At 64.4% G+C, this 26,756-nt stretch carries 22 protein-coding genes; 4 read left to right on the top strand and 18 right to left on the bottom strand.

What is annotated here, in order from left to right; all coding sequences use genetic code 11:
- Positions 1-130 precede the first annotated feature (130 nt).
- The 4 genes from fusA to HUK65_RS12800 all read right to left on the bottom strand — a co-directional run bounded on the left by fusA (position 131) and on the right by HUK65_RS12800 (position 4,297).
- Positions 131-2,254, bottom strand: coding sequence for an elongation factor G (gene fusA, locus HUK65_RS12785; protein ID WP_179906663.1), 2,124 nt, complete (start codon positions 2,252-2,254; stop codon positions 131-133).
- 27 nt (positions 2,255-2,281) lie between these two features.
- The gene (gene rpsG, locus HUK65_RS12790; protein WP_179906664.1) at positions 2,282-2,752 is read right to left on the bottom strand and encodes a 30S ribosomal protein S7; all 471 of its coding nucleotides are present in this window, start codon (positions 2,750-2,752) and stop codon (positions 2,282-2,284) included.
- Positions 2,753-2,764: 12 nt separating this feature from the next.
- Positions 2,765-3,136 (bottom strand): 30S ribosomal protein S12, encoded by a 372-nt coding sequence (rpsL, locus tag HUK65_RS12795; RefSeq protein WP_114965546.1) that lies wholly within the window; start codon positions 3,134-3,136, stop codon positions 2,765-2,767.
- A gap of 261 nt (positions 3,137-3,397) precedes the next feature.
- Positions 3,398-4,297 (bottom strand): DMT family transporter, encoded by a 900-nt coding sequence (locus tag HUK65_RS12800; protein ID WP_179906665.1) that lies wholly within the window; start codon positions 4,295-4,297, stop codon positions 3,398-3,400.
- Positions 4,298-4,623: 326 nt separating this feature from the next.
- On the opposite strand from HUK65_RS12800, the gene HUK65_RS12805 reads away from it, so the two are divergent.
- Positions 4,624-5,898 (top strand): MFS transporter, encoded by a 1,275-nt coding sequence (locus HUK65_RS12805; protein WP_179906666.1) that lies wholly within the window; start codon positions 4,624-4,626, stop codon positions 5,896-5,898.
- Between the two features lie 122 nt (positions 5,899-6,020).
- On the opposite strand, the gene rpoC is transcribed toward HUK65_RS12805, so the two are convergent.
- The 8 genes from rpoC to secE form a co-directional block, all read right to left on the bottom strand.
- Entirely contained in the window at positions 6,021-10,247 is a 4,227-nt protein-coding gene (rpoC, locus tag HUK65_RS12810) for a DNA-directed RNA polymerase subunit beta' (protein WP_179906667.1), read from the bottom strand.
- A 73-nt stretch (positions 10,248-10,320) separates the two neighbouring features.
- Complete coding sequence (rpoB, locus tag HUK65_RS12815; RefSeq protein WP_179906668.1) at positions 10,321-14,454, bottom strand: DNA-directed RNA polymerase subunit beta; 4,134 nt, start codon at positions 14,452-14,454, stop codon at positions 10,321-10,323.
- A 245-nt stretch (positions 14,455-14,699) separates the two neighbouring features.
- Positions 14,700-15,080 (bottom strand): 50S ribosomal protein L7/L12, encoded by a 381-nt coding sequence (gene rplL, locus HUK65_RS12820; RefSeq protein ID WP_179906669.1) that lies wholly within the window; start codon positions 15,078-15,080, stop codon positions 14,700-14,702.
- Between the two features lie 70 nt (positions 15,081-15,150).
- Positions 15,151-15,666 (bottom strand): 50S ribosomal protein L10, encoded by a 516-nt coding sequence (gene rplJ, locus HUK65_RS12825; RefSeq protein WP_179906670.1) that lies wholly within the window; start codon positions 15,664-15,666, stop codon positions 15,151-15,153.
- Positions 15,667-16,206: 540 nt separating this feature from the next.
- Positions 16,207-16,905, bottom strand: a complete 699-nt coding sequence (gene rplA / locus HUK65_RS12830) for a 50S ribosomal protein L1 (protein WP_179906671.1) — start codon at positions 16,903-16,905, stop codon at positions 16,207-16,209.
- Between the two features lie 3 nt (positions 16,906-16,908).
- On the bottom strand, positions 16,909-17,337 hold the full coding sequence (gene rplK / locus HUK65_RS12835) for a 50S ribosomal protein L11 (protein ID WP_179906672.1): 429 nt from the start codon (positions 17,335-17,337) through the stop codon (positions 16,909-16,911).
- Between the two features lie 106 nt (positions 17,338-17,443).
- Positions 17,444-17,977 carry a transcription termination/antitermination protein NusG gene (nusG, locus tag HUK65_RS12840; protein WP_179906673.1) on the bottom strand — a complete coding sequence of 178 codons (534 nt, stop codon included), beginning with the start codon at positions 17,975-17,977 and terminating at the stop codon, positions 17,444-17,446.
- A 232-nt stretch (positions 17,978-18,209) separates the two neighbouring features.
- Positions 18,210-18,404 carry a preprotein translocase subunit SecE gene (secE, locus tag HUK65_RS12845; protein WP_179906674.1) on the bottom strand — a complete coding sequence of 65 codons (195 nt, stop codon included), beginning with the start codon at positions 18,402-18,404 and terminating at the stop codon, positions 18,210-18,212.
- Between the two features lie 304 nt (positions 18,405-18,708).
- Here secE and HUK65_RS12850 point away from each other — a divergent pair, with 304 nt between their 5' ends.
- Positions 18,709-19,545, top strand: coding sequence for an EamA family transporter (locus tag HUK65_RS12850; RefSeq protein ID WP_179906675.1), 837 nt, complete (start codon positions 18,709-18,711; stop codon positions 19,543-19,545).
- Between the two features lie 15 nt (positions 19,546-19,560).
- On the opposite strand, the gene HUK65_RS12855 is transcribed toward HUK65_RS12850, so the two are convergent.
- The gene (locus HUK65_RS12855; RefSeq protein WP_179906676.1) at positions 19,561-20,358 is read right to left on the bottom strand and encodes an inositol monophosphatase family protein; all 798 of its coding nucleotides are present in this window, start codon (positions 20,356-20,358) and stop codon (positions 19,561-19,563) included.
- Positions 20,359-20,488: 130 nt separating this feature from the next.
- Between HUK65_RS12855 and HUK65_RS12860 the strand changes: the two genes are divergently transcribed.
- Positions 20,489-21,469, top strand: a complete 981-nt coding sequence (locus tag HUK65_RS12860) for a 1-phosphofructokinase family hexose kinase (protein ID WP_179906677.1) — start codon at positions 20,489-20,491, stop codon at positions 21,467-21,469.
- 31 nt (positions 21,470-21,500) lie between these two features.
- Complete coding sequence (locus tag HUK65_RS12865; RefSeq protein ID WP_179906678.1) at positions 21,501-22,949, top strand: TrkH family potassium uptake protein; 1,449 nt, start codon at positions 21,501-21,503, stop codon at positions 22,947-22,949.
- Positions 22,950-22,980: 31 nt separating this feature from the next.
- Here HUK65_RS12865 and HUK65_RS12870 read toward each other — a convergent pair whose 3' ends face one another.
- From HUK65_RS12870 to HUK65_RS12890, 5 genes are all read right to left on the bottom strand, one after another.
- Complete coding sequence (locus tag HUK65_RS12870; RefSeq protein ID WP_235442131.1) at positions 22,981-23,646, bottom strand: N-acetylmuramoyl-L-alanine amidase; 666 nt, start codon at positions 23,644-23,646, stop codon at positions 22,981-22,983.
- A gap of 13 nt (positions 23,647-23,659) precedes the next feature.
- Complete coding sequence (locus tag HUK65_RS12875; RefSeq protein WP_179906680.1) at positions 23,660-24,466, bottom strand: excalibur calcium-binding domain-containing protein; 807 nt, start codon at positions 24,464-24,466, stop codon at positions 23,660-23,662.
- 56 nt (positions 24,467-24,522) lie between these two features.
- Positions 24,523-26,004 (bottom strand): Asp-tRNA(Asn)/Glu-tRNA(Gln) amidotransferase subunit GatA, encoded by a 1,482-nt coding sequence (gene gatA / locus HUK65_RS12880; protein WP_179906681.1) that lies wholly within the window; start codon positions 26,002-26,004, stop codon positions 24,523-24,525.
- Complete coding sequence (gatC, locus tag HUK65_RS12885) at positions 26,001-26,291, bottom strand: Asp-tRNA(Asn)/Glu-tRNA(Gln) amidotransferase subunit GatC (protein WP_179906682.1); 291 nt, start codon at positions 26,289-26,291, stop codon at positions 26,001-26,003. The genes gatA and gatC overlap by 4 nt, the downstream gene beginning before the upstream one ends.
- Before the next feature lie 100 nt (positions 26,292-26,391).
- The gene (locus HUK65_RS12890) at positions 26,392-26,661 is read right to left on the bottom strand and encodes an usg protein (RefSeq protein WP_179906683.1); all 270 of its coding nucleotides are present in this window, start codon (positions 26,659-26,661) and stop codon (positions 26,392-26,394) included.
- Positions 26,662-26,756: the final 95 nt, after the last annotated feature.

A 26,756-nucleotide genomic window follows, 5' to 3' on the forward strand; every position in this document is an offset into this window, starting at 1 on the left:
TCTTGCCGTGGTCAACATGGCCAATCGTGCCAACGTTCACATGCGGCTTCGTGCGTTCAAACTTCTGCTTTGCCATGATGGGCACTCCTTAAACGTTGCGCGGTGGCGGGCGTGATGCCCGCCCACCGGGTCAGGCGTATTTTTTCTGGATCTCGTCCGAGATGTTCTGCGGCACGGGTTCGTAATGGGCGAACTGCATGGTGAAGTTCGCGCGCCCCGAAGACATGGACCGCAAGGTGTTGATATAGCCGAACATGTTGGCCAGCGGTACAAAGGCATTGATGGCCACCGCGTTGCCGCGCTGTTCCTGCCCGCTGACCTGGCCGCGACGGCTGGTCAGGTCGCCGATGATCCCGCCGGTATATTCCTCGGGGGTCACAACCTCGACCTTCATCATCGGTTCCAGCAGCTTTGCGCCAGCCTTCTTCAGGCCATCACGCATCGCAGCGCGCGAGGCGATCTCAAAGGCCAGCACCGACGAGTCCACATCATGATATGCGCCATCCAGCAGGGCGACCTTGAAGTCGATCACCGGGAAGCCAGCCAGCGGACCGGAGTCCATCACCGATTTGATCCCCTTTTCCACGCCGGGCACATATTCCTTCGGAACGGTACCGCCGACGATCTTGCTCTCGAAGCTGTAGCCTTCGCCCGGCTCCGTCGGTTCGATCAGCAGCTTGATACGCGCGAACTGACCCGACCCACCGGTCTGCTTCTTGTGGGTGTAGTCGACCTCGGCCGATTTCGAGACGGTTTCGCGATAGGCCACCTGCGGCGCACCGATGTTCGCCTCGACCTTGAACTCACGCTTGAGGCGATCGACCAGAATGTCGAGGTGAAGCTCGCCCATGCCCTTCATGATCGTCTGACCGGATTCGAAATCGGTCTCGACCCGGAAGGACGGATCCTCGGCGGCCAGACGTGCCAGACCCTGGCTCATCTTTTCCTGGTCGGCCTTGGTCTTGGGCTCCACGGCAATCTCGATCACCGGATCGGGGAAGGTCATGGTTTCCAGAACGACGGGGCTTTGCGGGTTGCACAGGGTGTCGCCGGTCGTGGTTTCCTTCAGCCCGGCCAGTGCGATGATGTCGCCAGCGGCGGCCCAGTCGATCTCTTCACGCGAGTTCGAATGCATCATCATCATGCGGCCGACACGCTCACGCTTGCCCTTGGTCGAGTTCAGGATCTGATCGCCCTTAGAGATCACACCTGAATAGATCCGGGTGAACGTCAGGGAGCCGACGAAGGGGTCGTTCATGATCTTGAAGGCGAGGGCGGAAAACGGATCGTCATCCTTGGCCGAGCGCGCGATGTTGCGGGTCTCGGTCTCGTCCTTGGGATCGAACCCCATGTAGGCGGGGACATCCAGCGGGCCGGGCAGAAAGTCGATGACCGCGTTCAGCAGCGGTTGCACACCCTTGTTCTTGAAAGCCGAACCGGCCAGCACCGGCACGAAGGCCAGCGACAGGGTGCCCTTGCGGATCAGCTGGCGCAGGGTGGCCTCATCAGGCTCGTTGCCTTCGAGATAGGCCTCCATGGCATCGTCATCCATCTCGACAGCGACCTCGATCATGTTGGCACGCCATTCGTCGGCCAGATCCTTCAGGTCATCGCGGATGGGCTGGCGGGTCCAGGACGCGCCCAGATCCTCACCCTTCCAGGTCCACTCTTCCATCTTGATCAGATCGATGATGCCTTCGAGCTTGTCTTCGGCACCGATGGGCAGCGTGACCGGGCAGGGAATGGCGCCGGTGCGGTCCTTGATCATCTTCACGCAGTTGAAGAAATCGGCCCCGATCTTGTCCATCTTGTTGACGAAGACAATCCGCGGCACCTCGTAGCGGTCAGCCTGGCGCCAGACGGTTTCGGTCTGGGGCTCCACGCCTGCGTTGGCGTCCAGCAGACAGATCGCGCCATCAAGCACGGCCAGCGACCGCTCCACCTCGATGGTGAAGTCCACGTGGCCGGGGGTGTCGATGATGTTGAAGCGGAACTTGGTGTCGGACGTCCCCTCGGCGGTCGGATCCTCCTGGCGCTGCCAGAAGGTCGTGGTCGCAGCCGAGGTGATGGTGATCCCGCGCTCCTGCTCCTGCTCCATCCAGTCCATGGTGGCCGCGCCATCATGCACTTCGCCAATCTTGTGCGACTTGCCGGTGTAGAACAGGATACGCTCGGTCGTGGTGGTCTTGCCGGCGTCGATATGCGCCATGATCCCGAAATTCCGGTAGCGCTCAAGGGGGTATTCGCGTGCCATTGGTCTGGGTCCTCAGGCTGAGTTCAATTACCAGCGATAGTGGCTGAATGCCTTGTTGGCATCGGCCATCTTGTGGGTGTCTTCGCGCTTCTTGACAGCAGCCCCGCGCGAGTTCACGGCATCGACCAGTTCGCCAGCCAGACGCTCTTCCATGGTGTTCTCGTTGCGCTTGCGCGCGGCGATGATCAGCCAGCGAATCGCCAGCGCCTCACGGCGCTCGGGCCGAACCTCCACGGGCACCTGATAGGTGGCACCGCCGACGCGGCGCGAACGCACCTCGACCGAGGGCTTGATGTTGTCCAGCGCCTCGTGGAACACCTCGATGGGGGCGCGCTTCAGCTTGCCTTCCACCCGGTCCATGGCGTTGTAGACGATCGACTCGGCGACGGATTTCTTGCCGTCAACCATCAGGTTGTTCATGAACTTGGTCAGAACGGTGTCACCGAACTTGGCGTCCGGCAGAACTTCGCGCTTTTCGGCGGCGTGACGACGCGACATCGTGGTATCTCCTTACTTCGGACGCTTGGCGCCGTATTTCGAACGGCGCTGGCGGCGATCCTTGACGCCCTGGGTGTCCAGCACGCCGCGCAGAATGTGGTAACGCACACCGGGAAGGTCCTTGACGCGGCCGCCGCGGATCAGCACGACCGAGTGCTCCTGCAGGTTGTGCTTTTCGCCGGGGATGTAGCTGATGACCTCATACCCGTTGGTCAGACGCACCTTGGCGACCTTCCGCATGGCCGAGTTCGGCTTCTTCGGCGTGGTGGTGTAGACGCGCGTGCAGACGCCCCGTTTCTGGGGGCACTGCTCCAGGTGCATCGACTTGGAGCGCTTGACTTTCGGCTGCCGCGGCTTGCGGATCAGCTGCTGGATCGTTGGCATTCCGGTTCTTCCCGTGTTGCAACCCGTTCAAATCTCATGGCGCAGGGCGCCTTCGGCGTGTCGTCCAGCATGATGCGGAACGCACAAAACCGCTTGCGACTCCTTCTCCCGGAGCCGCCGCGGTGGAATTCCAGAGGATCGGGGCTGAGGCCCGGATCATGACCACTACATATCTGGACACCCTTGACGGCCGCACCATGTGGCGGGCCAAGCGGGTCAGCGGCGCGTATAGGCGGTTGCGCCGGGGTTGTCAACACAGACTCAAGGCGTTTGCCCGGGGAGTTTGCGCCGCATGCGCTGGCGCAGCACACGTTCGCGATAGAGCGTGTAGACCCCGGTGGCCACGACAATCGCGGCCCCCGTCAGGGTCAGGGAATCGGGCCATTCGGCAAAGACCAGCCAGCCCAGGATCAGCGCCACCAGAAGCGCCGCGTAACGGAAGGGCGCGGCAAAGGTCAATTCGCCCACACGCATGGCCATGATGGTCATCAGATACCCACCGATCAGCGTCAGGACCGCCCCGGCCAGCCACAGCAGCCCCGCACCCGAAGGCATGACCCAGGCCTCGGTCATGCTGCCCAGCACCCCGAACCCCGTCACCCCGACCGAGGCGCTGAAGGCCACTAGTACCGACGGGACGGATCGGCTCATCATCCGGGTGGTCAGATCCCGCATGGTTATCAGCACCACCGCGATTATGGCGTAGACCGCAAAGATGTTGAACCCTTCGGCGCCCGGGCGCACGATCAGCATGACCCCGCCGAATCCCACCATGATCGCGCTCAGCCGCCGCCAGCCCAGCGGCTCGCGCAGGAACAGGAAGGCCGCCAGCGCCACGCTCAGCGGCAGCACCTGCAGGATGGCCGTGACATTGGCAATCGGCATGTTCAGCAGCGCCGTCAGGAAGAACCAGGCCGCCAGCGCCTCGGAGGTGGAGCGGGCCAGCACCAGCCAGCGGTCGCGGCGCTCCAGCCCGGCAAAACCGGCGCGCGCGCGCCAGACCAGGGCACCAAAGAACAGCGTAACGAAAACCCCGCGCAGCACGATGATCTGGAACATCGGCAGCTGGTCGCCCAGAAGCTTCACAAAGACATCGTTGACGGTATAGGCACCGGTGCCCGCCATCATCAGCAGCGCAGCACGGATGTTGTCGTCCTTCATGGAACCTCGGGGGAAAAGTGGCAGCGTGGCACAGTGGAGCGCGGCGCCACCGCCGTCAAGCTCTGTCACCTGCAAGCAGCAATCTTGCGCAGTCCCGGACCATGGCAGGACGCGGCGAGAGACGCGGCAGGGTTTGCGCCCCTCCTCTCCGTTCAGGTCAGCCCGGAGGGAGGCTCGAGCCGCCCATGAAGGGCCCGGTTTCCCCGTCGGGCCGATGCCTGTCGCGTTTATGCTGCAATGCGGCGCAGCCGGGCCTTGCGCCCTGCGCGGCCTGTGCCAGTCTGTTTCCGGGGTCGGGGGCAGCGCAACGCAGGATGGACCGATCGATGATTACGGTATTGGGACGCGTATGGCCGATCATGTTGGGGATCGTGCTGATCATGCTGGGCAACGGCATGCATTTCACGCTCATCGGTCTGCGCGGCGGGATCGAGGGTTTCTCAGCGGCCGAGCTTTCCGTCGTAACATCGGCTTATTTCGTTGGGTTCCTTTCGGGCGCCAGATACACGCCCGTGCTGATCCGCCGGGTGGGACATGTGCGCGTCTTTGCGGCGCTTGGCAGCTTCATGTCGGCCGGCCTGATCGCCTTTCCCCTGCTGACCGAGCCCTGGGCCTGGACAATCCTGCGCGTGCTGATCGGGTTCTGCATGTCCGGGGTCTATGTTGCGGCCGAAAGCTGGCTCAACAACGCCGCCACCAATGACACCCGCGGCAAGGTGCTTTCGGCCTACATGATCGCGCAGACGCTTGGGATCATCGGCGCGCAGGGGCTGCTGACCCTGGGCGATGCGGCCACGCCGGTGCTGTTCATCGGCGCGTCGATCCTGGTGTCGATCTCCTTTGGCCCCATGCTTCTGTCAGCCAGCCCGGTACCGGCGGCAGAGGTGACGCGCGCGATGCCCTTGCGGGAGCTGTTCGCCAACTCGCCCCTGGGGACGGTGGGGATATTCCTGCTGGGCAGCATCTATGCAACCCAATCCGGGATGGGGGCGGTGTTTGGCGCGCAGATCGGCATGGCGGCCGCGCAGGTCGCGCTCTTTGTGGCCATGCTGTTTGCCGGGGCGCTTGTGCTGCAGTTTCCCATCGGCTGGCTTTCGGACCGGATGGACCGGCGCAAGCTGATCCTCGGCGCTGCGGTGATTGGCGCCACATTCTGCGGGGTTGGTTGGGCAATGGCCGGAGAGTTCTGGTTCCTCATGCTTGCGGCCTTTCTGGCCGGTGGCGTGACCACACCGCTTTACGCGCTGTTCCTGGCCTATACGAATGACACCCTTGATCCCGAGGACATGCCCTCGGCCTCCGGGGGGTTGGTGTTCATCTTTGGCCTGGGCGCCATCAGCGGCCCGCTGGTGACAGGCTGGGCGATGCAGGTGATCGGTCCCTACGGCTTCTGGCTTGTCCTTGGCGTGACCTTTGCGGCCATCGCGCTCTATGCGCTCTATCGCATGACCCAACGGGCCAGTGTTCCGGCAACGGAAACCGACAGCTACCTGGGTGTTCTGCCGACAACATCGGCCGTGGCAATGACAGCGGCTGTCGAATGGTCTGTCCAGCAAGCCGAGAAGGAAGACGCAGAAGCGGAGAACGACACGACGCAGTGATCCTGCGGCTGTGCGGATCGCCGCGCGCACTCCCCCGCGCATAAGAAAAAGGCCCCCCGCATCGCTGCGAGGGGCCCTTCTCGATGTCCGGCAACCAGGGTCACCCCGGCTTCGGGTTTGCCTTATTCATCCCGCGCGGGGTCAGAGAACACGCCCTCACCCTCTTCGGGGGCAGGCGCGGCAAGGGCCGCAGCGGCCTCGGCCTCGGCCTGGCGAGCGTCCAGCACCTTCTGGTCGCGCTCGGCAGCAATACGGCGCACCTTGGAGGTGATGCCACCCGTCCCTGCCGGGATCAGCCGGCCGACGATGACATTCTCCTTCAGCCCCACCAGACGGTCCCGCTTGCCCTGAACCGACGCTTCGGTCAGCACGCGCGTGGTCTCCTGGAAGGATGCCGCCGAGATGAAGGAACGCGTCTGCAGGCTGGCCTTGGTGATCCCCAGAAGGATCGGCTCACCCTTGGCGGGTTCCAGCCCCATGCTCATGGCTTTCTCGTTCACCTCGTCGAACTCGGCCTTGTCAACATGCTCGCCCTTAAGCAGTGTGGTTTCCCCGCTGTCGAGGATCTCCCACTTCTGCAGCATCTGGCGGACGATCACCTCGATGTGCTTGTCGTTGATCTTCACGCCCTGCAGGCGATAGACGTCCTGCACCTCGTCGATCAGATACTTGGCCAGCGCTTCGATCCCCATGATCCGCAGGATGTCATGCGGCGCGGGGTTGCCATCCATGATGTAATCGCCGCGCTGGACGAAATCGCCCTCCTGCACGGGGATGTGCTTGCCCTTGGGCACCATGTATTCCACCGGCTCCAGGCTGTCGTCGGCGGGTTCGATGCTGATCCGGCGCTTGTTCTTGTAGTCGCGCCCGTAGCGGACATAACCGTCGATCTCGGCGATGATGGCGTGGTCCTTGGGTCGGCGCGCCTCGAACAGTTCCGCCACGCGGGGAAGACCCCCGGTGATGTCCTTGGTCTTGGCGCCTTCGCGCGGGATACGCGCGACCACATCGCCAGGGCGAATGTCCTGGCCATCCTCGACCGACAGGATCGCATCCACGGACATCGGATAGGTCACCGGGTTGCCTGCCTCGTTGCGCACGGGCTCTCCGGTTTCCGGGTCCATGATGATGATCTCGGGCTTGAGCGCCGCGCCTTTCGGCACCGAACGCCAGTCCGAAACGATCTTCTGGGTCATGCCGGTCGCATCGTCGGTTTCCTCACGCACCGACAGCCCGCCGATCAGATCGACGAAGCGGATCACACCGGCCTTTTCGGCGATGATGGGCAGGTTGTAGGGGTCCCATTCCAGCAGCTTGGCACCGCGCTCGATCTTCTGGCCATCCTTGACCAGCAGCTTGGTCCCGTAGCTGACCTTGTGGCTGGAACGCTCCACACCGTTTTCGCCCATGACCGCAACCTGCATGCTGCGGCCCATGGCGATCAGCTCTCCGGCGGCATTTTCCAGCGTGTTGGGATTGCGGAACTCCACCACCCCCGGCTGGCTGGACTCCATGAAGGAGCGGCTGCCGCCCTGGGCAACGCCGCCCATGTGGAAGGTGCGCATGGTCAGCTGCGTGCCCGGCTCGCCGATGGATTGCGCGGCGATGATCCCCACGGCCTCGCCCACGTTGACCTCGGTGCCGCGGGCCAGATCGCGCCCGTAGCACTTCACGCAAACGCCTTCCTCGGCCTCGCAGGTCAGGGGCGAGCGGATCTTCATCGACACCACACCCGAGGCTTCGACCAGATCGGCCTTGCGCTCGTCGATCAGCTCGTTGTGCGAGACCAGGATTTCGCCGGTTTCGGGGTGCAGCACATCCTCGGCCGCCGAGCGGCCCAGAATGCGTTCGGCCAGGGTGGCCACCACTTCACCGTCATTCACCGCGGTTTCGGCGGTGATGAAGCGGTCGGTGCCGCAGTCATGATCCCGAACGATGCAATCCTGCGCCACATCGACCAGTCGCCGGGTCAGATAGCCCGAGTTGGCGGTCTTGAGCGCGGTGTCGGCCAGACCCTTCCGCGCGCCGTGGGTGGAGTTGAAGTACTCCAGCACGGTCAGGCCTTCCTTGAAGTTCGAGATGATCGGCGTCTCGATGATCTCGCCATTCGGCTTGGCCATCAGACCGCGCATCCCGCCCAGCTGCTTCATCTGGCTGACCGAGCCACGCGCCCCGGAATGGGACATCATGTAGATCGAATTCGGCTCCTGCTCGGCGCCGGCTTCGTCCACCCGGTCCGCCGAGATGGTCTTCATCATCGCGTCCGTCACCTGATCCGAACATTTGGACCAGGCATCGACCACCTTGTTGTACTTCTCGCCCTGGGTGATCAGGCCATCCATGTATTGCTGTTCGAATTCCTTGACCTGATCGCGGGCGCCGTTGACGATCTCCCACTTCTGGTCAGGGATCAGCATGTCGTCCTTGCCGAAGCTGATGCCGGCGCGGAAGGCCTCGCGGAAGCCCATGCCCATGATCTGGTCACAGAAGATCACCGATTCCTTCTGACCGCAGTAGCGATAGACGGTGTCGATGACCTGCTGCACCTCTTTCTTGCGCAGCAGCCGGTTGACCAGTTCGAACGGCGCTTTCGCATTCAGCGGCAGCAGCGCGCCCAGGCGGGCGCGGCCCGGCGTGGTTTCATAGCGGCGGGCGACCTCGTTGCCGTCCTCGTCGATCTGGGTGACGCGGCACTGGATCTTGGCGTGCAGATGCACCTCACCGGCAGCGAGGGCGTGTTCGACCTCGTCGATGCTGCCGAAGGCCATGCCTTCGCCCTTCATGCCCTTGCGCATCATGGTGGTGTAATACAGACCCAGCACCATGTCCTGCGACGGCACGATGATCGGCGCACCGTTGGCGGGCGACAGCACGTTGTTCGTGCTCATCATCAGCACCCGCGCTTCCAGCTGCGCTTCAAGCGACAGCGGCACGTGCACGGCCATCTGGTCACCGTCGAAATCGGCGTTGAAGGCAGCACAGACCAACGGGTGAAGCTGAATCGCCTTGCCTTCGATCAGGATCGGCTCGAACGCCTGGATGCCCAGACGGTGCAGCGTGGGCGCGCGGTTCAGCAGCACCGGGTGCTCGCGGATCACCTCTTCCAGGATGTCCCAGACCTCGGGCCGTTCCTTTTCAACCAGCTTCTTGGCCTGTTTCACGGTGCTGGACAGGCCCTTGGCCTCCAGCCGCGAATAGATGAAGGGCTTGAACAGCTCCAGCGCCATCTTCTTGGGCAGGCCGCACTGGTGCAGCTTCAGTTCCGGCCCGGTCACGATCACCGACCGCCCCGAGAAGTCCACGCGCTTGCCCAGCAGGTTCTGCCGGAAGCGCCCCTGCTTGCCCTTGAGCATGTCCGAAAGCGATTTCAGCGGGCGCTTGTTGTTGCCGGTGATGACCCGGCCGCGGCGGCCGTTGTCAAACAGCGCATCCACCGATTCCTGCAGCATGCGCTTTTCGTTGCGCACGATGATATCGGGCGCACGCAGCTCGATCAGACGCTTGAGGCGGTTGTTGCGGTTGATGACCCGGCGATAGAGGTCGTTGAGGTCCGAGGTCGCGAACCGGCCACCATCGAGCGGCACCAGCGGGCGCAGTTCCGGCGGGATCACCGGCAGCACGGTCAGGATCATCCATTCCGGGCGGTTGCCCGATTCCAGGAAGTTCTCGACCACCTTCAGCCGCTTGATGATCTTCTTCGGCTTCAGCTCGCCGGTGGCTTCCTTCAGCTCTTCACGCAGCTGGTCGGCGGTGGCCTGCAGGTCGATCGCGGCCAGCATCTCGCGGATCGCTTCGGCCCCGATGGAGGCCGTGAACGCATCCGCGCCATACTGATCCTGCGCGTCGAGGAATTCTTCCTCGGTCATCATCTGCCCGGCGGTCAGGTCGGTCAGGCCGGGTTCGATCACAACGTAGTTTTCGAAATACAGCACCCGCTCCAGATCGCGCAGGGTCATGTCCAGCATCAGGCCGATGCGCGAGGGCAGCGACTTCAGAAACCAGATATGCGCCACCGGGGCGGCCAGTTCGATATGGCCCATGCGCTCCCGCCGGACCTTCTGCAGGGTGACCTCGACGCCGCATTTCTCGCAGACGACGCCGCGATATTTCATGCGCTTGTATTTGCCGCAGAGGCACTCGTAATCCTTGATCGGCCCAAAGATCCGCGCGCAGAACAGCCCGTCACGCTCGGGCTTGAAGGTGCGGTAGTTGATGGTCTCGGGCTTCTTGATCTCGCCATAGGACCAGCTCAGGATCCGTTCGGGCGATGCCAGCGAAACGCGGATCTCATCGAAGGTCTTGGGCGGAGCGATAGGGTTGAACGGGTTGGTGGTCAGTTCCTGGTTCATCTTCATATCCTTGGCAGTCGGACGGGGGATGCGGGGCGGGCCTGGCGGCCCGCCCGGGGCGAGTGGCTTTCGGTCACTCTTCCTCCGAGTCCAGGAGTTCCATGTTCAGGCCCAGGCCGCGGACTTCCTTCACCAGCACGTTGAAGGATTCGGGCACGCCGGCCTCGAAATTGTCCTCGCCCTTGACGATGCTTTCATAGACCTTGGTGCGGCCCGCCACGTCATCGGATTTGACGGTCAGCATTTCCTGCAGCGTGTAGGCCGCGCCATAGGCTTCCAGGGCCCAGACCTCCATCTCGCCCAGCCGCTGGCCGCCGAACTGCGCCTTGCCGCCCAGCGGCTGCTGGGTCACCAGGCTGTAGGGCCCGGTGGAGCGTGCGTGCAGCTTGTCATCGACCAGATGGTGCAGCTTCAGCATGTATTTCACGCCGACGGTGACGGCGCGCGCGAAGGATTCGCCCGTGCGGCCGTCAAACACCACCGACTGGCCTGAACGGTCGAAGCCCGCGCGCACCAGCGCGTCATCGACATCGGCCTCCTTGGCGCCGTCAAAGACCGGGGTGCCGATGGGCACGCCCTTGGTGACGGTGGCCGCGGATTCCGCCAGGGCGGTTTCGTCCATGCTGTCGAAGACCTCCGAATACAGGTCATCGCCATAGGCCAGCTTCATGGCATCGCGCACCGGCGACATGTCGCCCGAACGGCGGTACTCCTGCAATGCCTCGTCAATCTGCACACCCAGGCCGCGCAATGCCCAGCCCATATGGGTTTCCAGGATCTGACCGACATTCATGCGCGAGGGCACGCCCAGCGGGTTCAGGACCATGTCCACCGTGGTGCCATCGGCCAGGAAGGGCATGTCCTCCTGCGGGACAACCTTGGAGATCACACCCTTGTTGCCGTGACGCCCGGCCATCTTGTCGCCCGCCTGAAGCTTGCGCTTCACGGCGACGAACACCTTGACCATCTTCATCACGCCCGGGGGCAGATCGTCGCCGCGGCGGACCTTTTCGACCTTGTCATCGAACCGGGCCTGCAGGGCGCGCTTCTGCTGGTCATAAAGCGCGTTCAGCGCCTCGACCTCTTGCGCATCGGCATCATCGCCCAGTGCCAGTTGCCACCACTGGCCACGGCTGAGGCTCTCCAGAAGATCGTCATTGATGGGCGAGTTCGGCTTGACCCCTTTCGGACCCTTGACCGCCACCTTGCCGTGGATGAGTTGCTTCAGCCGCCCGTAGATGTTGCGCTCCAGGATCTCCAGCTCGTCATCGCGGTCGCGCGACAGGCGTTCGATCTCTTCACGCTCGATCTGCAGGGCGCGTTCATCCTTCTCTACGCCGTGGCGGTTGAAGACCCGCACCTCGACGATCGTGCCATAGGCACCGGGCGGCAGCCGCAGCGACGTATCGCGCACGTCCGAGGCCTTTTCGCCGAAGATGGCGCGCAGCAGTTTTTCCTCGGGCGTCATGGGGCTTTCGCCCTTGGGGGTGATCTTGCCCACCAGAATGTCGCCCGCCTGCACCTCGGCGCCGATATAGACGATCCCGGCTTCGTCGAGGTTGCGCAGCGCTTCCTCGCCGACATTGGGAATGTCGCGGGTGATCTCCTCAGGCCCCAGCTTGGTGTCCCGCGCCGCAACCTCATATTCGTCGATATGGATCGAGGTGAAGACGTCATCCTTGAGGATACGCTCGGAGATCAGGATCGAGTCCTCGTAGTTGTAGCCGTTCCAGGGCATGAAGGCGACGACCACGTTGCGGCCCACCGCCAGCTCACCCATGTCGGTCGAGGGGCCATCGGCGATGACCTCGGACCGGGTGACCTGATCGCCCACACGCACCAGCGGGCGCTGGTTGATGCAGGAGGACTGGTTCGAGCGCTTGAACTTGCGCAGACGGTAGATGTCCACACCCGGCTCGCCGGGTTCCAGCATCTCGGTCGCCCGGATCACGATCCGCTGTGCATCGACCTGGTCCACCACGCCGGCGCGCCGCGCCATGATCGCAGCGCCCGAGTCGCGGGCCACCACGCCCTCGATCCCGGTGCCGACCAGCGGCGCATCGTTCTGCAGCAACGGCACCGCCTGCCGCATCATGTTCGACCCCATCAGCGCGCGGTTGGCGTCGTCATTCTCCAGGAACGGAATGAGCGAGGCCGCCACCGACACCAGCTGCTTGGGGCTGACGTCGATCAGGTCCACCGCCTCGCGCGGGTTGAGCATGAAATCCCCGGCCTTGCGGGTGCTGACCAGATCGTTGACGAAACGGCCGTCTTCATCCAGCGTCGCATTGGCCTGGGCCACGGTGTGGCGCTGTTCCTCGGTGGCGCTAAGATAGATCACCTCATCGGTGACCTGCCCGTCCACCACCTTGCGATAGGGCGTTTCGATGAAGCCGTATTTGTTCACCCGCGCAAAGGTCGCCAGCGAGTTGATCAGACCGATATTCTGACCTTCGGGCGTTTCGATCGGGCACATGCGGCCATAATGGGTGGGGTGCACGTCGCGCACCTCGAAGCCCGCGCGTTCCCGGGTCAGACCGCCCGGCCCAAGTGCCGAGAGGCGGCGCTTGTGCGTCACCTCGGACAGCGGGTTGGTCTGGTCCATGAATTGCGACAGCTGCGAGGAGCCGAAGAATTCACGCACCGCCGCCGCTGCGGGCTTGGCGTTGATCAGATCCTGCGGCATCACCGTGTCGATCTCGACCGAGGACATCCGCTCCTTGATCGCGCGCTCCATCCGCAGCAGGCCCACGCGATACTGATTCTCCATCAACTCGCCCACCGACCGCACCCGGCGGTTGCCCAGGTGGTCGATGTCATCGGTCTCACCCTTGCCGTCGCGCAGTTCCACCAGCCCGCGGATACAGGCCACGATGTCTTCATGGCGCAGGGTGCGCAGCGTATCGGGCGCGTCCAGTTGCAGGCGCATGTTCATCTTCACGCGGCCCACGGCGGACAGGTCATAGCGTTCCGAGTCGAAGAACAGCGTGTCAAACAGCGCCGAGGCCGTGTCCACGGTCGGCGGCTCACCCGGGCGCATCACCCGGTAGATATCCATCAGCGCCGAATTGCGGTCATGGTTCTTGTCGGCGGCCACGGTGTTGCGGATATAGGGGCCGACATTGACGCCATCGATATCGAGCACGGGGATATCGGTCACGTCATTGTCCAGCAGCACCTTCAGCGTGCCGCCCTTGACCTCACCGTCCTTGTCCAGCTCCCAGGTCAGCTCATCGCCGGCCTCGACCCAGATCTCGCCGGTTTCCTCGTTGATGATGTCGCGCGCGACATACCGGCCAACGATGTGATCGAAGGGCACCAGAAGCTCGGTGAAGCTGCCTTCGTCCAGCCATTTCTTGACCATGCGCGGGGTGACCTTGTCACCCGCCTTGACGATCACTTCGCCCGTGGCGGCATCGATCAGGTCCATGGACGGGCGGGTGCCACGCACGCGCTCGGGGAAGAAGCGGGTGACCCAGCCCTTGTTCTTCTGCAGGCGGAAATCGACCGTGTCGTAATAGGCCGCCATGATGGCGTCCTGGTCCATGCCCAAGGCATAGAGCAGCGTGGACACCGGCAGCTTGCGGCGCCGGTCGATGCGGGCAAACACCTGGTCCTTGGCGTCAAACTCGAAATCCAGCCAGGAGCCGCGATAGGGGATGATCCGGCAGGTGAACAGAAGCTTGCCCGAAGAATGGGTCTTGCCCCCGTCATGGTCATAGAACACGCCCGGAGAGCGATGCATCTGGCTGACCACCACCCGTTCGGTCCCGTTGACAATGAAGGTGCCGTTCGGGGTCATGAGCGGCATGTCCCCCATGTAGACATCCTGCTCCTTGATGTCCTTCACCGACTTGGCGCCGGTGTCTTCATCCAGATCGAACACGATCAGACGCAGCGTCACCTTCAGCGGCGCGGCATAGGTCATGTCCCGCTGCTGGCATTCGTCGATATCGTATTTCGGCTTTTCCAGATCGTACTTGACGAATTCCAGCGTGGCCGTCTCGTTGAAATCCTTGATCGGAAAAACCGACTGGAACACGCCCATGATGCCTTCGCCATCGAGCGGCGTGTCACTGTCACCGGAACGCAGGAACAGATCATATGAAGACTTTTGCACTTCAATCAGATTCGGCATCTCCTGAACTTCGCGGATCTTGCCGAACATCTTGCGAATACGTTTTTGGCCAACGTAGCTCTTAACCATGTGCGTGGTCACCTTTCATGCTTTCGCGGGTCAGCCGGCCGCCGGGCCTCGGCCGCTACCGCCCATTGCGAAACGGGGTGGGCTCCATTCCTGCAGACCGTCCCACCGGCCTGCGCCCGAGCCCTCAAGCTACCCCTGGACAGGGCTCCGGGCAAAGCCCTGTCCAGAAACAGCTTTGGCCGGGCCCGGGAAGCGACCCCGGACCCAGCCATGTCAGTCGAACGGGGTGCACGCACCCCGTGAAATCACTTCAGCTCGACCTTGGCGCCAGCTTCTTCGAGCTTCTTCTTCAGCTCTTCTGCTTCTTCCTTGGGCGCGCCTTCCTTGACGGCCTTGCCACCGGCTTCGACCAGGTCCTTGGCTTCTTTCAGGCCCAGACCGGTGATTGCGCGGACTTCCTTGATCACGTTGATCTTCTTGTCGCCGGCATCGACCAGGATGACGTCGAATTCGGTCTGCTCCTCGGCCGGGGCGGCATCGCCACCGCCTGCAGGGCCAGCCATCATCACGGCGCCGCCAGCAGCGGGTTCGATGCCGTATTCGTCTTTCAGGATCGTCTTCAGTTCCTGAGCTTCGAGCAGCGTGAGGTTCACGATTTGCTCGGCAAGTGCTTTGAGATCAGCCATTTTTCAGTTCCATTCTGTCAGGTTGGGTATCCGGCGCGGGCGTTGCGGCCCCACGCAGGTCAGACATTGCTCAAGCGGCTTCCCGCTCCTCCAGGGTGGAGAGGATGCCCGCGATGTTGGAAGCAGGTGCGCCAATGGCGCCGGCGATGTTGGATGCCGGGGCACCGATGCAACCCACGATCGAAGCAATAAGCTCCTCGCGCGAGGGCATCGCGGCCACGGCCTTCACACCGGCCGGATCCAGCGCCGTGCTGCCCATAGCCCCGCCAAGGATTTCGAACTTCTTGTTGTCCTTGGCAAAGTCCTCGGCCACCTTTGCTGCTGCAACGGGGTCCTCGGAATAGGTCAGCACGGTCATACCCGTCAGAAGGCTGCCAATGCTTTCGCAGGGCTTTCCTTCCAGGGCGATCTTGGCGAGCCTGTTCTTGGCAACGCGCACGGACCCGCCAGCTTCACGCATCTTTGCGCGCAGGCCCTGCATCTCGGCAACCGTCATGCCTGCGTAGTGGGCGACCACTACCACACCAGAGCTTTCGAAGATCTGGCCGAGTTCCTCGACCACTTTCTCTTTCTGGGCTCTATCCACGGTTCACTCCAAGTTTGGGGGTTTCCCCCCGGCTCAATTGCGCCCCTTGCGGGGCGTTCGGGTCCGACTTCGGGTCCCGAGCCAAAATGCGCCCGAGGAAAACCCCGGCGGCATGATTCTCGTTTCCCGTCTCAGGCAGGAAATTAAGCCGCTGCATATCCAGCGGCACCCACCGTCTCGGACGATTTCCGGGCACAGCGATTCACACACCATCCCCGGACCGCGAGGCCATAGTCGGTTTTCGGATAGGGAGCAACCCCCCGAAACGCCATTTTCTCGTGAGCCTCGCCCAGAGCACACCGGTCAGGTGCCGAATGCGGATTGGCTGCGGATGAACAGCTCTTTCATCGGCCCTGCAAGAGAGGCTGGTTTCACCCGTCGATGCCGGAGGAACGGCACCCCGCGCAGATCTGCTCGATCTAAGCGCCCCCTGTCGGACCGTACATATAGGCTGCCATGTTCAGCATGAAAAGGGCGCGCCACCCGGCGCGCCCTCATGTCCGATTGCGGAGTGCCAGCTTGCGGCTGGCCACCCGTGTCTCAGTTCCCGGTGGCCGATGCCAGATCGACACTGACGCCCGGACCCATGGTCGAACTGACCGAGACCTTGCGCATATAGGCGCCTTTGGCACCCGTGGGCTTGGCCTTGGCGACCGCATCCACAAGGGCACGCAGGTTTTCGGCCAGTTTCTCGGCATCGAAGGAAACCTTGCCGATCCCGGCATGGATCACCCCGGCCTTTTCGACCTTGAACTGAACCTGGCCGCCCTTGGCGCCTTGCACCGCCGCTGCCACATCCATGGTCACGGTGCCGACCTTGGGGTTCGGCATCAGGTTGCGCGGGCCCAGGATCTTGCCCAGACGGCCGACGATCGGCATCATGTCCGGGGTGGCGATGCAGCGGTCGAACTCGATCTTGCCGGACTGGATGGTCTCCATCAGATCCTCGGCGCCGACGATATCCGCGCCCGCTTCCTTGGCCTCATCGGCCTTGGGGCCGCGGGCGAACACCGCCACGCGCACCGTCTTGCCGGTGCCGTTGGGCAGGGTGACCACGCCGCGCACCATCTGGTCCGCATGGCGGGGGTCAACACCCAGGTTCAGCGCCACCTCGACGGTTTCGTCGAACTTGGCGGTCGCGTTGGCCTTGATCAGTGCCACCGCATCCTCGACCGAGATGTTTTCCTTGCCGGCGAAGGCTTCACGCGCCGCGCGCAGGCGTTTTCCGTGCTTGGCCATGACTTATCCTTTCACCTCGATACCCATCGATTTCGCCGATCCCAGAATGATCTGCATGGCGCCTTCGATGCTGTTGGCGTTGAGGTCCTTCATCTTGGCCTCGGCGATTTCGCGCACCTGCTTGACGGTGACGGTGCCCGCGGTGGCGCGGCCCGGTGTCTTGGAGCCCGAATTCAGCTTCGCGGCCTTCTTCAGGAAATGCGACGCCGGCGGCGTCTTGATGTCCATGGTAAAGGACTTGTCCTGATAATAGGTGATCACCGTCGGACAGGGGGCGCCCGGCTCCATCTCCTGGGTGCGGGCGTTGAAGTCCTTGCAGAACTGCATGATATTGATGCCGCGCTGACCCAGCGCAGGGCCGACGGGGGGCGACGGGTTCGCCTTTCCGGCGGGAACTTGCAGCTTCAGCTGCCCGATCACTTTCTTGGCCATCTGGCCTCTCCTTTTCTCAACTCGGCGCACCACGCGTGGCGGGCCGATTGCGGTTGATGTGGTCCGGGCTCAGGGGCGCGCCCCCTCCCCCTCCCACAAGGCTCACTCAGCTGCCCTTGGACACCTGGGTGAATTCCAGCTCGACCGGGGTGGCCCGGCCAAAGATCGACACCATGACCTTGAGGCGGTTGTTGTCCTCGTCCACCTCTTCGACCATGCCCGAAAACCCTTCGAACGGGCCATCGGCCACCTGAACCTGCTCTCCGATCTCGAAGCGGATGAGCGAGCGCGGCGCGGCCTCGCCCTCTTCCACGCGGTTCAGGATTGCGTTCACCTCTTCGTCGCGCATGGGCATCGGCTTGCCCTGCTGGCCCAGAAAGCCGGTGACGCGGTTGATCGAATTGATCAGGTGATAGCCCTTGGGCGACATCTCCATGCGCACCAGCACATAGCCGGGCATGAAACGGCGCTCCGAGGTCACCTTCTTGCCACGCCGCACCTCGATCACTTCCTCGGTCGGGACCAGCACCTCTTCGATCTGGTCCTGCAGCCCGCCCTCTTCGACCGCGGTGCGAATGGCCTCGGCGACCTTCTTTTCGAAATTCGACAGCACGCTTACCGAATACCAGCGTTTCGCCATCTGTCATGTCCCCGTCTGATCCGGTGCAGCCCGTGCCCCGGCAACTTCATCCGACGCCTGCGCGCCCTGCTCATCGGCCCCGTTTCGGGCGGCCCTGCCCGGGCCAGACCTTCGGCGCGGACGCAGCCCAAACAAAACAGCGCACCGAATCGGTGCGCGCCGTGCCTGACTACCTTGGCGTTGCGTTATCGCGCCGAAGGGGGTTTTTCAACCCCTGCGTCCGGCTGGCCGGTCAGAACAGGCCCAGAAGCCCCGAAAGCCCGGTGCGGATCAACAGATCCACCAGAAAGAAGAAAATCGCCGTCAGCGTGGCCAGGGCAAAGACCATGACCGTTGTCACCAGGGTTTCACGGCGCGTGGGCCAGACAACCTTGCTGGTTTCCGCGCGGACCTGCTGCATGAACTGAAGGGGGTTGGTTCTGGCCATCAAAAACGCCGCCTGTGACTACATCCGTTGTCTGCAGAGGCGACATACGCGGCCCGCAGCGGTGTTTCAAGCCATCCCGGCCGGGAATCACGGAACCGGCACATTTTCGCCATAGCGGGGCATGTCATGCATTGCCGGAGTGCATCTGGATAGATTGAATTTATTCATGTATCGCATCTGTTAATTTTACTTCTGATCCTCCAGCGGCCAAGGTGCCGCATCCTGTCAATCAACGGAGCCTTGCGATGCCCGGCCACTTGCAACCGGCAGCGGTCCAGCCCGGCCTGGCACCGGAGCGCCAACCATGACCGTCGGCGTCCTGTCACTGGTGCTGCTGGCGGCGCTGATGCATGCGCTGTGGAACGCGCTGCTAAAAGGCGCGGGCGACGGCACAGTGGCGGTTGGGCTGATCGCGCTGGGGCATGTGCTTATCGGGCTGGTGCTGGTGATTGCCCTGCCCCTGCCCGATCCCGCCGCCTGGCCGTTCATCATCGCCTCGACGGTCATTCACTGGTTCTATTACTACCTGCTGAACCTCGCATACCGGGTCGGCGACCTGTCGGTGGTCTATCCCATCGCGCGCGGATTGACGCCCATGATCATAGCCATCGCCTCATGGCTGATCCTGGCCGAAGCACTCAGCACCGCCGCCTGGCTGGGAATCGCGGCGATTTCCTGCGGCATATTCCTGCTGGCCCGGCCCGACAAGCTGGCACGGATGCCCGCCGTGGGGCTGGCCGCGGCGGTGGGGACGGCGCTGACCATTGCCGCCTACTCCATGGCCGACGGGATCGGCGTTCGGGTTTCGGGCAATGCCTTTGCCTATATCGGCTGGCTGTTCCTGGGCGAGATATTTGTCGCCGTCTGGGTGCTGACCACCCGCCGTCAGAGGCTGCGCGCGGTGGGCGGGCGGGCCGTTGTCATCGCACTTGCGGGCGGTGTCATTTCCGCCCTGGCCTATGGCATGGTGCTCTGGGCAAAGACCGTGGCGCCGCTGGGGCTGGTTTCGGCGATGCGTGAAACCTCGGTGATCTTTGCCGCGCTGATCGGGGTGATCTGGTTTGGGGAACGCCCGCTTGGCCCGCGCCTCATTGCCTCGGTCGTGGTCTGCCTGGGCGTGATGTTCATCATGCTGGGCTGATCGGCGCTGGCGTGCTCAGGCTTCAGACCGGTTGCGCAAGGCGCCAGAAAGCGGGCCGAAGATCTGGGAATTCGCCGCGATCAGCGCGCCCTTCTCCAACAGCGGCTCGCCCTCGCGCAGGGGTTCGACCATGCCCCCGGCCTCCTGCACCAGCAGCATGCCCGCGGCAATGTCCCAGGGGTGCAACTCGCGCTCCCAGAAGCCATCGAACCGTCCCGCCGCCACATAGGCCAGATCCAGCGAGGCCGCGCCCCAGCGCCGCATCCCCGCACTGCCCGGCATCAGCGTGGCCAGATCATGCAGCATGGCGGGCAATGTGCGCCGCGCGCCAAAGGGCACACCGGTGGCAAACAGGCACTCCTGCATGCGGTGCCGGTCCGACACCCGCATCCGGCGGTCATTCATGAAGGCGCCCAGGCCCTTCTCGGCAAAGAACAGCTCATCCTTGGCGGGGTCGAACACCACGGCGGCGGTGATCCGGCCCTTGTGCTCCAGCGCGATGGAAATCGCCCAATGCGGCAGGCCGTGGACAAAATTCGTGGTCCCGTCCAGCGGATCGACGATCCAGCGCCGGGTCGGATCCTCGCCCGGGGTTTCGCCCGATTCCTCGGCCAGCCAGCCATAACTGGGGCGCGCGCCCATCAGTTCCTCGCGGATGACCCGTTCGGCGGCGATATCGGCGCGGGTGACAAAATCCCCGGCGGCCTTGGACGAAACCTGAAGATTCTCGACCTCGCGGAAATCCTTGACCAGCCCGCGGGCGGCCTTGCGCGCGGCCTTGATCATGAGGTTGAGGTTTGCGCTGCCTTGCATCGTCCCGGGCTCCTGTTGCTGCCGCGGCAGGCTATACGCGCGCGCCCTGCGAAAGAAAAGGCCCGCGCTTGCCTTCGACGGCCCGGGCGTGACAGTGTAGCGCGATTTTGCATCGTCACCGGAACGCGCCATGCCCCATGCACCGCAGATCCTGACCGTAACGCTGAACCCGGCGCTGGATCTTTCGGCCCGCTGCGACCGCGTGGCCCCCGGCCCCAAACTGCGGCTGGAGGGTCTGGTGGCCGAGCCGGGCGGCGGCGGGGTAAATGTCAGCCGGGCGATCCGGGCGCTGGGGGGGGAGAGCTGCGCGCTGGTGGCCTGGGGCGGCGCCACGGGCGCGCAGCATCGCGCCCTGCTGGAGAGCGCCGGCGTGAAGGTCATCGCCCTTGACCAGCCCGGCGACACCCGCCAGAGCCTGACTGTCACCGATGCTCAGGGGCAGCAATTCCGCTTTGTCCTGCCCGGCCCTGACTGGACCGCCGACATGGAGAGCCGCGCCATCGACACCATCACCGCGGCCGCCGCCGAAGCGCCGCCCGATGCGCCGGTCGTGCTGAGCGGCAGCCAGCCCCCCAGGGTGGGTGCGGATTTTCCGCATCGGCTGGCAGCGGCGCTGGGTCCGGGGCGGCTGATGGTCGATACCTCGGGCGCGGCGCTGACCCGGCTGGTCACAGCCCCGAACCCCGAGGCCATGCCCATGGTGCTGCGCATGGATCAGGCCGAGTCCGAAACGCTGGCCGGTGGTGCGCTGGCTGATACCGAAGCATCCCTGAAACTGGCGGCAGACATGGTGGACCGCGGGGTGGCGCAGGTGGTGGTGCTGGCGCGCGGCGCCGAAGGGTCGGTCCTGGCGGCGCGCGATATGCGGCTGGACTGCCGCCCGCCCCCGGTCGAGGTCCGCAGCAAGGTCGGCGCGGGCGACAGCTTCACCGCCGGTTTCGCCCTGGAACTGGCACGCAGCGGCGATCTGGCGCGCGCCCTGCGCCACGGCACCGCCGCCGCCGCCGCTGCCGTGATGACCGATGGCAGCCAGCTTTGCACCGGCGAGGCCTCGGCCGGGATCCTGCCGCGCTGCACCCTGCGCGCCCACGCGCCCGCGGCGCAGGCTTGACAGCGCCCGGTCCAGCGCGGATGCGTCTGCCATGATCGATATACGCCCCGTTGCCCATGTCATGGGTATCCTGACCGCCGCGCTGGGCATGTTGATGCTCATGCCAGCCGCGCTGGACTGGAGCCTGGGCAACGACACCTGGAAGATCATGGCCAGCTGCGCCGCCATCACCTTGCTGTGCGGCACGCTGAGCGCCGTGGCCACCATCGACAGCGACCCGCGCGGGTTGACCACGCGGCAGGCCTTCTTGCTGACAGTGGGCACCTGGGCGATCCTGCCGCTCTTTGGCGCCCTGCCCTTCTATCTGGCCGGGCTGCCCGGCGGCTGGACCCATGCGTTTTTCGAAGCCATGTCCGGTGTGACCACCACCGGCACCACCGTCTATACCGGGCTGGACGAGATGGCGCGCGGCCTGCTGCTGTGGCGGTCGATCCTGCAATGGCTGGGCGGGCTGGGGATCATCATCGTGGCCCTTGTCTTCCTGCCGGTCATGCGCGTGGGCGGCATGCAGTATTTCAAGGCCGAGGCCTTTGACACCATGGGCAAGGTCATGCCCCGCGCGCTCGATATCTCAAGCGCGCTGTTGCAGACCTATCTGCTGCTGACCGCGGTGGCTGGGGTGGTCTACATGGCGCTGGGAATGAACGGGTTCGATGCTGCAAACCACGCCATGACCACCATTGCCACGGGGGGGTTTTCCACCTCGGACCAGTCCTTTGGCAAGTTCGGAACGGGGGCGGAATACGCTGGCGGGGTGCTGATGCTGCTGGCCGGGCTGCCCTTCATCCGCTACGTGCAACTGGTCAATGGCAGCCTGACGCCGATCTACCGCGACATTCAGGTGCGCGCCTTTCTGCGCTGGACGGTCTATGCGGTGGGGGCCGTCGTCGCCTATCGGCTGGTCACCTCGGACGCGGCCCCGGGGGACATCCTGCGCGAGAGCTTCTTCAACGTCGTCTCGCTGTTCACCGGCACCGGCTATGGCACCGCGGATGTGGCGCTCTGGGGCGATTTTCCGCTGCTGGTGGTGCTGGTGGTCGGGTTCATCGGGGCGTGCACGGCCTCGACCGGCTGCTCGCTCAAGGTGTTCCGATATCTGGTTCTGTTCGAGGCCATCCGCGCGCGCCTCTTCCAGTTGCGCCATCCCAACCGGGTGGTCCAGATCCGGCTGGGCGGCCGCGTGGTCGAGGATGATGTCATCCGCTCGGTCATGGTGCTGTTCACGGTATTCATCGCCGGATACATCACTCTGGCCGTGCTGCTGACCCTGACCGGGCTGGAAACCCGCACCGCGCTGACCGCCGCCTGGACGGCGATCTGCAATATCGGCCCCGCCTTCGGCCCCGAGGTCGGCGCCACCGGCGCGGTGGATGGCTTCCCCCAGGCGGCCAAGTGGCTGATGATTCTGGGAATGTTGCTGGGCCGGCTGGAGCTGATCGCCGTGCTGGTCCTGCTGCTGCCCCGGTTCTGGCGGGGTTGACCCCTCCCGCAGTTCCGCGGCTTCGCTCCGCTCAGAGCACGGCCACATTGGCAGCAATGGCGCGGTCCTGCGCATCCTCATCCCTTCCCGAATGGGCGGCTGCAGGGCGGAACCGTGCGCGAAAGGCGCGCAGCCTGTCCGGCGCGGGCGCGGGCGGGTAGCCGATGCGGTCCAGGCTCTGGACCAATGGCGGCGCGGGCGCTTGCCCGGCCTGCGGGTCAGGCCAGATTGCCAGTTGCTGGCGGGCCAGGCGGCACCAGTCAAAACGCGGGCCGGGGTCGAACTTGCGCTCTGGCGCCATGTCGGAATGACCGATCACCCCTTTCGCCCGAATGTTCCAGCGCGCCATGACGCTGCGCAACAGCGCTTCCAGCGCGTGCATCTGCGGCGCGGCAAAGGGCCTGTCACCGGGATTGCACAGTTCGATCCCGACAGAGCGCGAATTCACATCGCCCCGCCCCTGCCAGCCGCCTGCCCCGGCATGCCAGGCGCGGCGCGATTCCTGCACCAGATGCCAGACCTGCCCGGACCCGGAGATGAGGTAATGCGCAGACACCTCGGCGGCGGGATCGCACAGCCGCTCCAGCGCCGCGCCGGTATCCGCCATGCCGGTAAAATGCAGCACCACCAGTTCCGGCTGCAAACCGTCACGCCGTGGCCCATGGTTCGGCGACGGATGCCAGATCACGCCGGGCATGGCGCTTCGCGGATCAGGGACGGCCAAGGCGCGCTGCGCGCGCGGCCTCGCGGAACGGGGCCGGGTCCCACCAGCAGGCGAAGCCATCGCCATCGGGGTCCAGGTGATTGGGATCACGCTCGGGGCCGCCAGCGGCCAGAAACGCTTCCTGTGCCTCATCCTGGGTGCGGAACTGCGCGCAGGCCCGTTCCCAGCGCCGCCAGCGCAGCGGATTGGACCGGGTGTAACGCTCCTGCCCGACATTGTGGGTGGTGGAGAGGGCATAGGCGAAGAGATTGGGACCGCCTTCGCCCTGGGGCACGCTGTCCACCCGGACCTGCGGGACGTGATCGCGCTGCACCACGCGGTTCTGCCGCGCGGTGCCGAAGGGCTGCGGTGTGAAGGTCTGTGAACTGACCCCGGCCTCCTGAGCGGCGGGCGCGGCATCCTGCGGGGCCAGCGCGCTGAGCGGGGCACCCACATCCTGCGGCGGGGAGGCCTGCGCGGTCTGCGCGGCAGGGGGCTGCTGAACCGGCGATGACGCAGCCGCGGCGCCCGGGCGCAGGGCGGCCACCGCTTCGGCCCCGATACTGCCGGAACCAGCTTCGGACTGCGGACGGCCCGGATTGACCTGCATCACGGGGTTCTGCGCCGTGGCGCCCTGACGGGCCTGTGCGGCACGAATGCGCGACAGTTCCTCCTGCGCACGCATATAGGCGCGGTAATCACTGAACCCGACCCCACCGCCGGGATTGGCCTGCACATTGGAATAGGGTGGCTCCGGATCACATGCCGCAAGCGCGGTAACGGCGATCAAGGATGCCGCGACGGTTCTGATCATGCGCATGGCCTGCCTTGCCCTGACTATCTTTGCGACTGCCGCGTTTTGCCGAAAGGTTACCACCATTTCGCAGGTTTGGAAACAAAGCCTGCGGCCTCCTCCAGCACCTGTGCGGTATTCAACAGGCCAGCCTCATCCCAGGGCCGACCGATCAGTTGCAGCCCCAGCGGCAGCCCCTGCCGGTCCAGCCCGGCGGGCACGGCGATCCCCGGCAGCCCGGCCAGGTTCACCGTCACGGTGAACACATCATTGAGATACATCTGCACCGGGTCGGCATCCACCATCTCGCCCAGGCCAAAAGCGGCCGAGGGGGTGGCGGGCGTCAGGATGGCATCGACGCCGTCGGCGAACACCGTGTCGAAGTCGCGCTTGATCAGCGTGCGGACCTTGCGCGCGCGGTTGTAATAGGCGTCATAGAACCCCGCCGAAAGCACATAGGTGCCAATCATCACGCGGCGCTGGACCTCCGGGCCAAAACCCTCGGCGCGGGTCTTTTCATACATCTCGGTGATGCCGTCGCCCTGGGCCAGCTTGGCGCGGTGGCCATAGCGCACCCCGTCATAGCGGGCGAGGTTCGAGGAGGCCTCGGCCGGGGCGATCACGTAATAGGTGGGCAGCGCGTATTTCGTATGCGGCAACGAGATATCCACGATCTCTGCGCCCGCATCGCGCAGCATGTCGGCGCCGTCCGCCCACAATTTTTCGATCTCCGAAGGCATTCCTTCCATGCGATATTCACGCGGAATGCCAATTTTGCGACCTTTGACGCCCGCGCCCAGCGCGGCCTCGAAATCCGGGACGGGCAGATCGGCCGAGGTGGAATCCATCGGGTCATGGCCGCACATGGCCTCCAGCATGATCGCCGCATCGCGCACGGTGCGGGTCATCGGTCCGGCCTGATCCAGGCTGGAGGCAAAGGCCACGATCCCCCAGCGCGAGCAGCGCCCATAGGTCGGCTTGATCCCCACGGTGCCGGTAAAGGCCGCAGGCTGGCGGATGGAGCCGCCGGTGTCGGTGCCCGTTGCGCCCAGGCACAGATCCGCCGCCACCGCCGCCGCCGACCCGCCCGAGGACCCCCCGGGCGTCAGCCGCCGGTCATCAACCTTCCACGGGTTGACCGCATCGCCATAGGTCGAGGTCTCGTTGCTGGAGCCCATGGCGAATTCATCCATGTTCAGCTTGCCCAGCATGACCGCGCCCGCATCGCGCAGCTGCGCGCTGACGGTGGATTCGTATTCGGGGCGAAAGCCGTTCAGGATATGGCTGGCGGCCTGGCTGGCGACACCTTCGGTGCAGAACAGGTCCTTGATGCCGACGGGGATGCCGCACATCGAAGGCGCCGCGCCCGCGGCCAGGCGGGCATCGGCGGCGCGGGCGCGCTCCAGCGCCAGCTCGGGCGTCTTGTGGACGAAGGCGTTGAGCGCATCGGCGGCGTCGATCGCCTTCAGGCAGGCCTCGGTCAGCTCCACCGCGGTCAGTTCGCCCTTGCGCAGCGCATCGCGCGCCTGGGCGATGGTCAGGGTATTCGGCTGGGTCATTCCACCACCTTCGGCACGGCAAAGAACCCCTCGCGCGCGTCGGGGGCGTTGGACAGGATCCGGTCCGGCATGCTTCCGGCAGTCACGGTATCATCGCGCCGTTTCAGCCGCATGGGCGTGACCGAGGTCATCGGCTCCACGCCATCGACATCGACCTCGCCCAACTGCTCCATGAAGGTCAGAATGTTCGAGAGCTCTCCCGCCAGGGCGGGCAACTGGTCCTCGGGCACGGCGATGCGGGCAAGCTTCGCCACCTTGCGCGCGGTTTCGGTGTCGATGCGGGACATGGGGCCTCCGGCTGATCATGCGATGGCCGGGTGCCCCCGGCGCGCACGGTTTAGCGGCGCCATTGCCCCGGTGCAAGACGCCATCCCGGCCGCAGGCGCGTCAGTGCAGCGTGAACTCCCCCACCACATTACGCCATTCGGACGGGCCGATCAGCGTGCGATGGGTGAAGCGCACCGAATGCAGCGGGCCTTCGATCTTTTCCTGCCAGAACTCGATGAAGCCGAACAGGCGCGGGTGATCCGGCGCCAGATCGTATTCCTGCCAGATGAAGCTGTTGAGAACATTGCGATAATCCGGCATGCGATAGAAAAACTCGGCGGTGGTCAGCCCATAGCCCTTGAGCATCAGTTCGGTTGCATTTTCCTGCATGTTCAACCCTCAACGATCAGTCATCCTCAAATCATGCCGCAGAAAAATTAGTTTTCAATGAAAACAGTGTGTTGGCACTCTGCACGGGTGGCTGC

It is taken from the genome of Rhabdonatronobacter sediminivivens, from assembly GCF_013415485.1.
GTDB classification, from domain to species: Bacteria; Pseudomonadota; Alphaproteobacteria; order Rhodobacterales; family Rhodobacteraceae; genus Rhabdonatronobacter; species Rhabdonatronobacter sediminivivens.

What these genes read in the sequence shown, in the direction of transcription:
- rplA (WP_179906671.1), bottom strand. Translation starts at nt 16,905, where the DNA reads ATGGCCAAGCACGGAAAACGCCTGCGCGCGGCGCGTGAAGCCTTCGCC.
- rpsL (WP_114965546.1), bottom strand. Translation starts at nt 3,136, where the DNA reads ATGCCAACGATCCAGCAGCTGATCCGCAAGCCGCGGCAGCCGAAAGTC.
- HUK65_RS12870 (WP_235442131.1), bottom strand. Translation starts at nt 23,646, where the DNA reads ATGCCCGGCGTGATCTGGCATCCGTCGCCGAACCATGGGCCACGGCGT.
- rpoB (WP_179906668.1), bottom strand. Translation starts at nt 14,454, where the DNA reads ATGGTTAAGAGCTACGTTGGCCAAAAACGTATTCGCAAGATGTTCGGC.
- gatC (WP_179906682.1), bottom strand. Translation starts at nt 26,291, where the DNA reads ATGTCCCGCATCGACACCGAAACCGCGCGCAAGGTGGCGAAGCTTGCC.
- HUK65_RS12875 (WP_179906680.1), bottom strand. Translation starts at nt 24,466, where the DNA reads ATGATCAGAACCGTCGCGGCATCCTTGATCGCCGTTACCGCGCTTGCG.
- fusA (WP_179906663.1), bottom strand. Translation starts at nt 2,254, where the DNA reads ATGGCACGCGAATACCCCCTTGAGCGCTACCGGAATTTCGGGATCATG.
- nusG (WP_179906673.1), bottom strand. Translation starts at nt 17,977, where the DNA reads ATGGCGAAACGCTGGTATTCGGTAAGCGTGCTGTCGAATTTCGAAAAG.
- rplK (WP_179906672.1), bottom strand. Translation starts at nt 17,337, where the DNA reads ATGGCCAAGAAAGTGATCGGGCAGCTGAAGCTGCAAGTTCCCGCCGGA.
- rpsG (WP_179906664.1), bottom strand. Translation starts at nt 2,752, where the DNA reads ATGTCGCGTCGTCACGCCGCCGAAAAGCGCGAAGTTCTGCCGGACGCC.
- HUK65_RS12865 (WP_179906678.1), top strand. Translation starts at nt 21,501, where the DNA reads ATGATCGATATACGCCCCGTTGCCCATGTCATGGGTATCCTGACCGCC.
- HUK65_RS12890 (WP_179906683.1), bottom strand. Translation starts at nt 26,661, where the DNA reads ATGCAGGAAAATGCAACCGAACTGATGCTCAAGGGCTATGGGCTGACC.
- HUK65_RS12855 (WP_179906676.1), bottom strand. Translation starts at nt 20,358, where the DNA reads ATGCAAGGCAGCGCAAACCTCAACCTCATGATCAAGGCCGCGCGCAAG.
- rplL (WP_179906669.1), bottom strand. Translation starts at nt 15,080, where the DNA reads ATGGCTGATCTCAAAGCACTTGCCGAGCAAATCGTGAACCTCACGCTG.
- rpoC (WP_179906667.1), bottom strand. Translation starts at nt 10,247, where the DNA reads ATGAACCAGGAACTGACCACCAACCCGTTCAACCCTATCGCTCCGCCC.
- HUK65_RS12860 (WP_179906677.1), top strand. Translation starts at nt 20,489, where the DNA reads ATGCCCCATGCACCGCAGATCCTGACCGTAACGCTGAACCCGGCGCTG.
- gatA (WP_179906681.1), bottom strand. Translation starts at nt 26,004, where the DNA reads ATGACCCAGCCGAATACCCTGACCATCGCCCAGGCGCGCGATGCGCTG.
- HUK65_RS12800 (WP_179906665.1), bottom strand. Translation starts at nt 4,297, where the DNA reads ATGAAGGACGACAACATCCGTGCTGCGCTGCTGATGATGGCGGGCACC.
- HUK65_RS12805 (WP_179906666.1), top strand. Translation starts at nt 4,624, where the DNA reads ATGATTACGGTATTGGGACGCGTATGGCCGATCATGTTGGGGATCGTG.
- secE (WP_179906674.1), bottom strand. Translation starts at nt 18,404, where the DNA reads ATGGCCAGAACCAACCCCCTTCAGTTCATGCAGCAGGTCCGCGCGGAA.
- HUK65_RS12850 (WP_179906675.1), top strand. Translation starts at nt 18,709, where the DNA reads ATGACCGTCGGCGTCCTGTCACTGGTGCTGCTGGCGGCGCTGATGCAT.